The 11,987-nt window shown below is 64.2% G+C and carries 8 protein-coding genes; all 8 read left to right on the top strand.

From position 1 onward, the window contains the following. Nucleotides 1-293 precede the first annotated feature (293 nt). The 8 genes from betB to QQJ84_RS09770 all read left to right on the top strand — a co-directional run bounded on the left by betB (nucleotide 294) and on the right by QQJ84_RS09770 (nucleotide 11,943). Nucleotides 294-2,402, top strand: coding sequence for a betaine-aldehyde dehydrogenase (gene betB, locus QQJ84_RS09735; protein ID WP_284257973.1), 2,109 nt, complete (start codon nucleotides 294-296; stop codon nucleotides 2,400-2,402). 19 nt (nucleotides 2,403-2,421) lie between these two features. After that, the gene (gene betA, locus QQJ84_RS09740) at nucleotides 2,422-4,083 is read left to right on the top strand and encodes a choline dehydrogenase (protein WP_284257974.1); all 1,662 of its coding nucleotides are present in this window, start codon (nucleotides 2,422-2,424) and stop codon (nucleotides 4,081-4,083) included. Between the two features lie 183 nt (nucleotides 4,084-4,266). Beyond that, nucleotides 4,267-5,520: a sarcosine oxidase subunit beta family protein gene (locus QQJ84_RS09745; protein ID WP_284257975.1), complete on the top strand. Its 1,254-nt coding sequence runs from the start codon at nucleotides 4,267-4,269 to the stop codon at nucleotides 5,518-5,520. A 28-nt stretch (nucleotides 5,521-5,548) separates the two neighbouring features. Continuing rightward, nucleotides 5,549-5,842, top strand: a complete 294-nt coding sequence (locus QQJ84_RS09750) for a sarcosine oxidase subunit delta (protein ID WP_284257976.1) — start codon at nucleotides 5,549-5,551, stop codon at nucleotides 5,840-5,842. After that, on the top strand, nucleotides 5,839-8,844 hold the full coding sequence (locus tag QQJ84_RS09755) for a sarcosine oxidase subunit alpha family protein (RefSeq protein ID WP_284257977.1): 3,006 nt from the start codon (nucleotides 5,839-5,841) through the stop codon (nucleotides 8,842-8,844). The genes QQJ84_RS09750 and QQJ84_RS09755 overlap by 4 nt, the downstream gene beginning before the upstream one ends. Next, entirely contained in the window at nucleotides 8,837-9,391 is a 555-nt protein-coding gene (locus QQJ84_RS09760; protein ID WP_284257978.1) for a sarcosine oxidase subunit gamma, read from the top strand. Before QQJ84_RS09755 ends, QQJ84_RS09760 begins: the two co-directional genes overlap by 8 nt. After that, nucleotides 9,388-10,758: an L-serine ammonia-lyase gene (locus tag QQJ84_RS09765; RefSeq protein WP_284257979.1), complete on the top strand. Its 1,371-nt coding sequence runs from the start codon at nucleotides 9,388-9,390 to the stop codon at nucleotides 10,756-10,758. The genes QQJ84_RS09760 and QQJ84_RS09765 overlap by 4 nt, the downstream gene beginning before the upstream one ends. Before the next feature lie 42 nt (nucleotides 10,759-10,800). Continuing rightward, on the top strand, nucleotides 10,801-11,943 hold the full coding sequence (locus QQJ84_RS09770; RefSeq protein WP_284257980.1) for a GlxA family transcriptional regulator: 1,143 nt from the start codon (nucleotides 10,801-10,803) through the stop codon (nucleotides 11,941-11,943). The last annotated feature ends 44 nt before the right edge of the window (nucleotides 11,944-11,987 follow it).

Raw genomic sequence — 11,987 nt, forward strand, 5'->3', positions numbered from 1 at the left:
AGTTCAATCGGGATTAAATAGCCGTTCAAGTAAGATTTGTGTCCTTAAAGCGAAAATACCGATAGTCCGGCTTTTTTGTTTTTCTCTTCTGTTCTTAGCCTTGCAAGCCCTATCATCGGCATTCGGGCGATACTTACTTGTGTGATTCCGACGCATGGCTTGAATGAAATGGGGGAATGCGACGAAAAAGGGGCGGATAAAAATTTTTACTTTTTTTGTTGATTGGTTGTTCAATTACGTGTTTTCTGTCGGAAAGCAAACAAGCAAAAACTTCGCGGCTGCCGCGTGAAATCATGATAGGGGTCATCACCATTACTACATTAGTCCACCAAAACAACGGCTCAACCGAAGATTCCCGGCGCGGGCAGATTATTGAGGCGGCGATAGATACCATCGCCGAGCTTGGTTATGTGGGGACCACGCTGGCGCAGATCGCGGCCCGCGGGGGTGTCTCGGCGCCGCTGATCTCGCATTATTTTCAGGACAAAAACGGCCTGATGGAGGCTGTGTTTCGCAAGCTGGTGCAGCGCGTGGCGCGTGGTGTGGTGGTGCGCCAGGGGCGGGCGCAAACGCCGCGCGCGCGGATTCAGGCGGTGATTGACGCCAATCTGGCGCCGGAGGAGTTTGACAGCCGCACCGGCATTGCCTGGCTGGCTTTTTGGGGGCAGGTGATACATGTGCCGCAATTCCGCCGGGTGCAGGTGGTGTATCAGAGCCGGATTCTCAGCAATCTGCGCCATGCGCTGCGTCCGCTCGTGCCGGCGCATGAGGTGGCTGAAACGGCGGCGATGATCGCGGCGATGATCGATGGGGTGTGGCTGCGGGCGACCTTGTCGGACTGGAGCGAGACGAACAGCGATTCGGCCCGGCTGATGGTGAGCCATCTGGTGGATATGGCGCTCGCCGCCGCGCAGGGAAAAATGCAGATTTTGCAGCGCGCCACGGGGCAGGTGCAAAAAAACTTCATCAATGGCGGGTTCGTCAATGCGGCCGGAGGGGAGACTTTCGAGACGCGCAACCCGGCGACCGGGGCGGTGCTGAGCACGGTGGAAATTGCCGGCGCGCCTGAGATTGAGCAGGCGGTGGCGGCGGCGCGGGCGGGCCAGCGCATTTGGGCGCGGATGACCGGCGCGCAGCGCGGGCGCGTGTTGAACGAGGCGGCGCGGCTGCTGCGGGCGAAGAACGGCGAACTCGCCCTGCTCGAGACGCTCGACACCGGCAAGCCGATTCAGGAGACCAGCGTTGTCGATGTTGCCTCCGGCGCTGACTGCCTGGAATATTTCGCAGGCATCGCCAGCGGCCTTGCCGGCGAGCAGGTGGACCTCGGTCCCGCCGCCTTTGGCTATACAAGGCGTGAGCCGCTGGGGATTGTGGCTGGCATCGGCGCATGGAACTACCCGCTGCAGATCGCCTGCTGGAAGGCCGCCCCCGCGCTGGCCTGCGGCAACGCGATGATCTTCAAACCCGCCGAGATGACGCCGCTCACCGCGCTCAGGCTGGCGGAAATTTTCAAGGAGGCAGGCCTGCCCGATGGGGTTTTCAACGTGGTGCAAGGTTTCGCGGCCACCGGGCGGATGCTGACGCAGCATCCCGGCATCCATAAAATCTCCCTCACCGGCGAGGTTGGCACCGGCCGCGCGGTGATGGCCGACGCTGCCGCGTCACTCAAGCATGTGACCTTGGAACTGGGGGGCAAGTCGCCGCTGCTGGTGTTTGAGGACGCCGATCTCGACAATGCGGTCTCCGGCGCGCTGCTGGCGAATTTTTATTCCGCTGGTGAAGTCTGCTCAAACGGAACGCGCGTGTTCGTGCATGAGCAGGTGCGCGATGAATTCCTGCGGCGCCTCAAGCTGCGCACCGAGGCGATGCGCGTGGGCGATCCGCTGGACCCGGCGACGCAAGTGGGCGCGCTGATCTCACCGGCGCATATGAACAAGGTGCTCTCCTATATCGAGGCCGGAAAGGCCGAAGGCGCGACACTGGTGACCGGCGGCGCTCGCGCCCTGGCCGGGGCGCTGGCGCAGGGCTGCTTCGTGGAGCCAACGATCTTCGCTGATTGCCACGATGAGATGAAGATCGTGCGCGAGGAGATTTTCGGCCCCGTGATGTGCGTGTTGAGCTTCCGCGACGAGGACGAGGCCGTGGCCCGGGCGAATGCGACACGCTTTGGCCTCTCGGCCGGGGTGTTCACGCAGGATCTGACGCGCGCGCACCGGGTGATTGCGAATCTCGAGGCGGGCACCTGCTGGATCAATCATTTCAACGTCACGCCGATCGAGCTTCCCTTCGGCGGCGTCAAGCAGTCCGGCCTGGGCCGGGAGAACGGCAAGGCCGCGATCGAGCATTATACGCAGATCAAGAGCGTCTACGTGGCGCTCGAAAAAATCGACGCCCCTTACTGAGCATTTTTAGGATCTTGTGATGCCTTCTGAACAATTCGACTATATCATCGTCGGCGCGGGTTCCGCCGGTTGCGTGCTGGCCAACCGCCTCTCGGCGGAGGCGGGCGTTTCGGTGCTGTTGCTGGAATACGGCGGATCAGACCGCTCGATCTTCATCCAGATGCCGAGCGCCTTGTCGATTCCAATGAACATGCCGAAATACAACTGGTTCTACGAGACCGAACCCGAACCGCATCTCAACAACCGGCGGATGCACACGCCGCGCGGCAAGGTTATCGGCGGGTCGTCCTCGATCAACGGCCTGGTCTATATCCGCGGCAATCCGCTCGATTTTGACGCCTGGGAAGAGCTGGGCGCGAAAGGCTGGGCCTATCGCGACGTGCTGCCCTATTTCAAACGCGCCGAGACGCGCGCCGAGGGCGGGGATGCGTATCGCGGCGGCGATGGCCCGCTGCACACGCAATATGGTCCGTTGAAAAATCCCCTTCATAAAGCCTGGCTCGATGCCAGCGCCCAGGCGGGTTATCCGATGACCAGCGATGTCAACGGCTTCCAGCAGGAAGGCATGGGGCGGATGGATATGACCGTGTATAAAGGCACGCGCTGGAGTGCGGCGAATGCCTATCTGCGGCCGATCCGCCACCGCAAAAATCTGGAGATTCGCGCCCAGGCGCTGGCCACGCGGGTGCTGTTCACCGGCGGGCGCGCCAGCGGGGTTGCCTACCGGCAGGGTGATTTGCACAAAACCGCCACGGCCCGGCGCGAGGTGATCCTGGCCGGCGGGCCGATCAACTCGCCGCAGCTGCTGAAGCTCTCCGGCATTGGCCCGGCGGCGGAGCTGCGCGCGCATGGCATAGAGGTGCTGGCGGACCGCCCCGGCGTGGGTGAAAACCTGCAGGACCATCTGGAGTTCTACTTTCAGGTGGCGTGCAAACAGCCGGTGACGCTGTATTCCTCGATGAATCCACTGGCCAAGGCGATGATCGGCCTGCGCTGGCTGCTGCGCCATGACGGCCTTGGCGCCACCAACCACTTTGAGAGCTGCGGCTTCATTCGCTCGCGCAGCGGGATTCGCTACCCGAATATCCAGTATCATTTCCTGCCGCTGGCCGTGACATACGATGGCAAATCCCTCGCCACCTGTCACGGATTCCAACTGCATGTGGGGCCGATGCGCTCGAAAAGCCGTGGCCATGTCAGGTTGAAATCAAACAACCCGCTGGAGAAGCCGGAAATTTTGTTCAACTATATGAGCCAGCCGGAAGATTGGGAGGAGATGCGCGCCTGCGTGCGGCTGACGCGCGAGATCGTGGCGCAGAAGGCGTTCGATCCGTATCGCGGCGAGGAGATGCAGCCCGGCGCTGGCGTGGTCAGCGACGAGGCGATCGACGATTTCATCCGCGCCAAGGTGGAGAGCGCCTACCACCCCTCCTGCACCTGCAAGATGGGCAGTCCCGGCGACCCGATGGCGGTGGTGGACCCGCAAACCAGGGTAATCGGGGTCGAGGGGCTGCGGATCGTGGATTCCTCGATCATGCCGCGCGTGACAACGGGAAATCTCAACGCCCCGACCATCATGATCGGCGAGAAGGGCGCGGATTTCATTCTCGGCAAGCCGCAGCTGGCGGCTTCCAACGCACCCTATTTCGTGGCGCCGGACTGGGAGCGCGCGCAACGCTGAAATCGCGGATAAATCCGCCAGACCATCAAAGCCGCCCGGTTTGCCGACCGGGCAGCTTTTTTATGTCCGCGCCATGCCGCGCGGTGGGGGAATGTCGCATTTATTCAACCCCTGCGCCGAGTTTGTGCGCGCTGGGGGCCGGGCTTGCGGGCACGCTTCAGCTCCAACAAGAGGCAATTATAAATGCAGCGTTTTTCCGCCTTCGCTTTGGTCAAACACGCGCTCTCCGGGCATCAGCGCTGGCAGCCGCAATGGCGCGACGCCACGCCGAAGCCAGCCTATGACGCGGTGATTGTCGGCGGCGGCGGGCATGGCCTGGGGGCGGCCTATTACCTGGCCAAGGAACATGGGCTGCGCAATATCGCGGTGCTGGAAAAAGGCTGGATCGGCGGCGGCAACACCGGGCGCAACACGACCATCATCCGCTCGAACTATCTTTTTGATGAAAGCGCCGCACTTTACGACCATGCGCTGAAGCTCTGGGAGGGGCTGTCGCAGGACATCAACTACAACGTGATGTTCTCGCAGCGCGGCGTGCTGATGCTGGCGCATAACGTGCACGATGAGCAGTCGTTCAAGCGCCACATTCACGCCAACCGGCTGAACGGCGTGGACAATGAATGGCTGACCCCTGCACAGGCCAAGGAATTTTGCCCGCCCTTGAATATTTCCGGCAATATGCGCCATCCGGTTCTGGGGGCCGCGCTGCAGCGGCGCGCGGGCACCGCGCGGCACGATGCCGTGGCCTGGGGCTATGCGCGCGCGGCGGATGCGCTGGGTGTCGACATTATCCAAAACTGCGAGGTCACCGCCATCCATCGCGATGCGTTCGGCCATGTCACCGGCGTTGCGACCAGCCGTGGCGAGATCGCGACCCGCAAGATCGGCGTGTCCGCCGCCGGCAACAGCTCGGTGGTGATGGGCATGGCCGGGCTGCGTATGCCGCTTGAGAGCTTTCCGCTGCAGGCGCTGGTCTCCGAGCCGATCAAGCCGATTTTCCCTTGCGTGGTGATGTCCAACACCATCCACGCCTATATGAGCCAGTCCGACAAGGGCGAGCTGGTGATCGGCGCGGGAACGGATGCCTACACCTCCTACACCCAGCGCGGCGCGCTGCATATTTCCGCACACACGCTGGAGGCGATCTGCGAATTATTCCCTGATTTCCGGCGTATGCGGATGCTGCGCAACTGGGGCGGTATTGTCGATGTCACGCCTGACCGCTCCCCGATCATCGCCAAAACCCCGGTGCCGGGCCTGTATGTAAACTGCGGCTGGGGCACGGGCGGCTTCAAGGCGACGCCAGGGGCCGCGCATCTGTTCGCCTGGACCATCGCCCGCGACGAGCCGCACACGATCAACGCGCCGTTCAACCTCGAACGCTTCGCCCGGGGCATGCTGATTGACGAAGCCGCCGCCGCCGCCGTGGCGCATTAGTTTTAATTTTTCCATAAAGGCCGTAAACATGCTGCTGATCACTTGTCCTTTCTGTGGACCGCGCCCCGAGCTGGAATTCGGCTATGCCGGCGAGGCGCATGTGGTGCGCGCGCAGGACCCGCGCGATGTTTCTGATTCGCAATGGACCGAATATCTCTACCAGCGCAGCAATGTGCGCGGGGTACATGCCGAGCGCTGGCGCCATGCGCATGGCTGCGCGCAGTTCTTCAATGCCCTGCGTGACACAACGACCGATCATTTTGTCGCGACCTACCGGATCGGCGAGAGCAGACCGGATGCGGCGGTGGAGGCGGGCCGATGAGCCAGAATTTCCGTCTCCCTACCGGCGGGCGCGTCAACCGCGGCAAAAAAATCAGCTTCACGTTTGATGGCAGGCGCATGAGCGGGCTGGAAGGCGATACGCTCGCCTCGGCGTTGCTGGCCAATGGCGAGCATCTTGCCGGGCGGTCGTTCAAATATCATCGCCCGCGCGGCATTTTATCGGCGGGCCCCGAGGAGCCGAATGCGCTGGTCGGCGTGGGCGCGGATGAGGGGCATTACAGCCCCAACCTGCGCGCCACGCAGGTGGAGCTGTTCGAGGGGCTGGTGGCGGAAAGCCAGAACCGCTCGCCATCGCTGCGATATGACTGGGCAGGTGTGAACAACCTGATCTGGCGCTTCATTCCCGCTGGTTTTTACTACAAAACCTTCATGTGGCCGCGCGGCGCGTGGACCAAATTTTTCGAGCCGCGCATCCGCGCGATGGCCGGGCTGGGCCGCGCGCCGCGGGCGCCTGATGCCACGACCTACGCGCAGCGCTACGCGCATTGCGATGTGCTGGTTGTCGGCGCTGGCCCCGCTGGGCTGGCGGCGGCGCTGGCGGCGGTGCAGGGCGGGCAACGGGTGATCCTCTGCGATGAACAGAACGAACTTGGCGGCTCCCTGCTCAGTGAGACGGACGCCACGATTGACGGCGCCCCGGCGGCGCGTTGGCTGAGCGAGACCATCGCGCAGCTACGGGCGGCGGGCTCGTTGCAGATATTGGCCCGCACCACCGCCTTCGGCTATTTCCCGCATAATATGCTGGGGCTGGTGGAGCGCCTCACCGACCATCTGCCCGGCGTCGCCGGCCAGCCGCGCGAGCGGCTCTGGCAGGTGCGCGCCAAGCAGGTGGTGCTGGCGGCAGGCGAGATCGAACGTCCGCTCGTGTTCCCCGATAACGACCGCCCCGGCATCATGCTGGCCGGCGCGGCGCGCATATATGCCAGCCGCTATGGCGTGAAGCCCGGCCAGCGGGCCGTCATCGTCACCGCGCATGACAGCGCCTACCGCGCCGCGCTGGCGCTCTATCAGGCCGGGGTTGGCATCGCCGCCATCGCCGATGTGCGGGCTAATCCGCAGGGCGGCTGGGTGGATCTGGCGCGCAAGGCCGGTCTGCCGGTGCGCGCGGGTTGCACCATCACCGGCACCAGCGGGCGGCTGCGCGTCAGCGGGGCAGACCTCGCGCCGCTCGCGGCGGATGGCACGGTTGGCGCGTCCGAGCGGGTGAGCTGCGATCTGCTGCTGATGTCGGGCGGGTTTACGCCCAGCGTGCATCTGTTCTCGCAGAGCCGGGGCAAGCTGGTTTATGACGATGCCCTGGGCGCCTTTGTGCCCGGCACTCCGGCGGAGGATTGCTGGGTGGCGGGTGCGTGCCGTGGCGTGTCGCTGCTCAGCGAGGTTCTGGCCGATGGTTTCGCCAAGGGCGCCAGCGCGGCCCGGGCGGCGGGCGGCGCGCTGGTGCCCGCGCGCGGCTTTGCCACCACCCATGCCCCCGCGACCGGCGGCGGCTTTGCGGGTGCGTTGCCGCACGGCAAAAATCCTGCCTCGGTGCGCGCCTTCGTCGATTTCCAGAATGATTCGACCGCCAAGGACATCAAGCTCGCCATCAGCGAGGGGTTGCGCTCGATCGAGCACATCAAGCGCTACACCACCACCGGCATGGCGACCGACCAGGGCAAGATCTCGAACATGAACGCGCTTGGCATCGCGACCGATGTTCTCGCCCGCCCGATCGCGCAGATCGGCACCACCACCTTCCGCATGCCCTACACCCCCACCACCTTCGGCGTGTTCGCGGGCTATGCGCGCGGCGACCTGTTCGACACCGTGCGCCGCACCCCCGTGCATCATTGGGCGGAGGCGCAGGGCGCGGTGTTTGAGGATGTGAGCCTGTGGAAGCGCGCCCGTTATTTTCCGCTGGCGGGTGAGGACATGCACCAGGCCGTGGCGCGCGAGTGCCGCGCGGTGCGTGCCGCCGCGGGGATTTTCGACGCCTCGACGCTGGGCAAAATCGAAGTGGCGGGCCCCGATGCGGCGGAGTTTCTCAACCGCATGTATGTGAACGCCTGGAGCAAGCTCAAGCCCGGGCGGCTGCGCTACGGCCTGCTGCTGCGCGAGGATGGCTTCATCCTCGATGACGGGGTGATCGGCCGGATGAGCGATGAGTGCTTTCATGTCACCACCACCACCGGCGGCGCCGCGCGGGTGCTCACCATGATGGAGGATTACCGCCAGACCGAATTCCCCGAGCTGAAGGTTTGGCTGACCTCGACCACCGAGCAATGGGCGGTGATCGCCTTGCAGGGGCCCAAGGCGCGCGAAATTCTCGCCCCCTTCGTGGAAGGCGCGGATATTTCACACGCGGCGATGCCGCATATGAGCGTGGTGGAATGCCGCGTCGCCGGGGTGCCCGCGCGGTTGTTCCGTGTCAGCTTCACCGGCGAGCTGGGTTTTGAGATCAACGTCCCCGCTGATTACGGCCGCGCCGTATGGGAGGCGATCTTCGCCGCCGGCCAGCCGGCCGGGCTGGTGGCCTACGGCACGGAGACCATGCATGTGCTACGCGCTGAGAAGGGCTACATCATCGTCGGCCAGGAGACCGACGGCACAGTAACCCCCGACGATGCCGGGTTGAGCTGGGCCATTGGCAAGGCGAAGCCTGATTTTGTCGGCAAGCGCGCCCTGGCCCGCGCGGGAATGGGCGAGGGCGTGCAGCGCAAGCAGCTGGTCGGCCTGCTCACCGACGACCCGCAGGTTGTGTTGGAGGAAGGCGCGCAGCTGGTCGCCGATCCGGCGCAGCCGCCGCCGATGACGATGCTGGGCCATGTCACCTCCTCCTATTGGAGCGCCACGCTCAACCGCTCCATGGCGCTCGCCCTGGTTAAAAACGGCCGCGCCCGCATTGGCGAAACGCTCCATGTGCCCATGCCTGGCCGGGTCATCCGTGTAACCATCACCGGACCGGTTTTCTACGATGCTGAAGGGATTAAGCTAGATGGCTGAAACAATGGCGCGCCTGCACCCGCTGGCTGCGGTTAAAACCGTGGCGGACCCGCATTTGGTGGCGCAGGGGCCGATGGGCCGGTTCTCCTTGCGCCTGTCTCCCACGGCCGCGCCGCCGCCGCTCGGCGCGCTGGGGCTGAGCCTGCCGCTGGCGCCTTGCCGCGCTGCCCAGTCTGAGACCGCCGCCGCCCTTTGGCTGGGGCCAGGCGAGTGGCTGCTGCTCACCGCGCCGGAACGCGCCCCGGCGGTTGAAGCCGCGCTGCGTGCCGAGCTTGCGGGGCAGGCGTTCTCCCTGGTCGAGATCAGCCATCGCCAGACCGGCTTCAGCCTCTCCGGCCCGCGCGCGGCGCAACGCCTCAACGCCGGTTGCCCGCTGGACCTTGATCTCGCAAGCTTCCCCGTTGGCATGTGCACCCGCACCGTGTTCGCCAAGGCCGAGATCGTGCTCTGGCGCACCGGGGCAGAGCAGTTCCACATCGAGGTCTGGCGTTCCTTCGTGCCGTATCTGTGGGAGTTGCTCGTGATCGTGGGAGCTGAGACCTCATGATCAGCGTTTTCGAGCTTTTCAAGATCGGCATTGGCCCCTCCTCGTCGCACACGATGGGGCCGATGCGCGCGGCGCGCAATTTCACCGAGGCATTGCGTGAGAGCGGCCTGCTCGATGTCACGGCGCGCGTGCGGACCGAGCTGCTCGGCTCCCTGGCCTGGACGGGTGAGGGCCACGGCAGCGGCAAGGCGGTTATCCTGGGGCTGGCGGGTGAAATCCCGGAAGAGATCGACCCGGCGCACGGCGAGGCGTTGATCCTCTCGGCCACCACCGCGGGCCGGCTGCGCCTCGGCGGCACACATGATCTTGCTTTTGTTCCTGCACAAGACATCATCTTTGACCGCCATTCCCCCACGCCGCGCCACCCCAACACGCTCAGCTTCAGCGCCTATGCCGCTGATGGCGCCTTGTTGCTGGCGCAGCGCTGGTGCTCCGTGGGCGGCGGTTTCGTGCTCCCCGAGGATGCCCCGGATGCCCCCGCGCAAGGGGCGCAGGCGGTGCCTTACCCTTTCAACTCCGGCGCGGCGCTGCTGCGGCTGGGAAAGTCGAGCGGCCTGCCGATTGCCGACATGGTTCTCGCGAACGAAACCGCCCTGCGCCCGCATGCGGAGGTGATAAATTATCTTGATCGCATCATCGATGTGATGATGGAGACGATTGACCGCGGGATGCACGGGCAGGGGATATTGCCCGGCTCGCTCAAGGTGCGCCGCCGCGCCGCCGGGCTGCGGGAAAAGCTGGAGGCAGACGCCGGGCTTAACAACCTCGCGCCGCATGCGACCATGGATTGGGTCAGCCTGTTCGCCATGGCGGTGAATGAGGAGAACGCCGCCGGCGGGCGCGTGGTAACGGCGCCAACCAACGGCGCGGCCGGCGTGGTGCCCGCGGTGCTGCGCTATTACCGCGAATTTTGTCCAGGTGCGACACGCGATACCATGCGCCGCTTCCTGCTGGTGGCCACCGCCATCGGCGGCCTGTTCAAAACCAACGCCTCCATCTCCGGCGCCGAGGTGGGCTGCCAGGGCGAGGTCGGCGTCGCCGCTTCCATGGCCGCCGCCGGGCTCGCGGAAGCTCTGGGCAGCAGCAACGAACAGATTGAAAACGCTGCGGAAATCGCCATGGAACATCACCTCGGCATGACCTGCGACCCGATCGGCGGCCTGGTGCAGATTCCCTGCATCGAGCGCAATGCGTTCGGCGCCGGCAAGGCGATCAGCGCCGCCTCGCTGGCCCGGCGCGGCGATGGCACGCACCGTGTTTCCCTCGACCATGTGGTTGACACTATGCGACAGACGGGCCAAGATATGATGACAAAATATAAAGAAACATCGCAAGGCGGGCTTGCCCTGAACTTTGTAGAATGTTGATGGGGTGGAACACACCGGCACTTCAAAATATGGAGAAAAGCCGTGTTATATACAAGAGACTACGTAAACGACGCCGCGCCGCAGAAGGACGCTGAAACCGATTTCGGCCAGCAAAGACAGAAATATGAGCCCGCGAGGCGCAAGCCGCTTTCGATCGGCATTATTCTCGCACCCAACTTCACGCTCTCGGCGCTATCGCTGTTCGTGGACACGCTGCGCCTGAGCGCCGACGAGGCCGATCGCTCGCGCCCGATCGGTTGCAACTGGGCGGTGTTGGCCAGCCGCTCCGAGACGATCCGCTCCAGCTGCGGCGTGCAGGTGAACCGCACCAGCGCGTTCAGGAATCCCAAGGAGTTTGACTATATCGCGGTGATCGGCGGCACGCTGCACAATGGGCAGGAGACCGACGAGGAAACGGTGGCCTATCTGCATCAGGCGGCAAAGCTGAATGTGAACCTGATCGGCATCTGCACGGGAAGTTTCATTCTGAGCCGCATCGGGCTCATGAAAAACCGGAGCAGCTGCGTAAGCTGGCTGCATTATCAGGATTTTTGCGAGGAGTTTCCAGACCAGAAGGTCTCCGCGGACCGGCTGTTCGAGGTTGACGGCAACCGGATCACCTGCGCCGGCGGCGCGGCGGCGGCTGATCTCGCGGCATGGTTGATCGAGCGTCATCTCGGCCAGAGCACCGCGCAGAAGCCGCATCATGTGCTGTTGCTTGACCGGGTGCGCACGATCAGCTCCGTGCAGCCGCACCCGCCGATTGCTGAGGCCACGGTGAATGTGCGCATCCGCCGCGCGCTGCTGCTCATGGAGCAGCATCTCTCAAATCCGCTGCAGATCAGCAGCATCGCCGCCACGCTCTCGCTCTCCACGCGCCAGCTTGAGCGCTTGTTCCAGACCGAACTCTCAACCCGTCCCTCGACTTTCTACCGCGTGTTGCGGCTGCGCTATGCGCGCTGGCTGCTCACCAACACCAGCCGCTCGGTCACTGAAATCGCGCTGGATTCCGGCTTTTCGGATGGCGCGCATTTTTCCCGGCAGTTCAAGGCGGCGCACGGCTGCCCGCCTTCAAACATTCGCGCCAGCGCGGGACCTTTGCCAAATTCCGACAAAATTCCGCCAGTGCCGCCAGGGCTGTTGGACCAGCAATTGGTCGGGTGCGCCGGGTCGCGGGTTTTTTAACTGATTTTCCGTCAATTTTGTCGGAAAATAGAAAATATTTGGCC

It is taken from the genome of Acidocella aquatica, from assembly GCF_030160635.1.
Classification (GTDB): Bacteria; Pseudomonadota; Alphaproteobacteria; order Acetobacterales; family Acetobacteraceae; genus Acidocella; species Acidocella aquatica.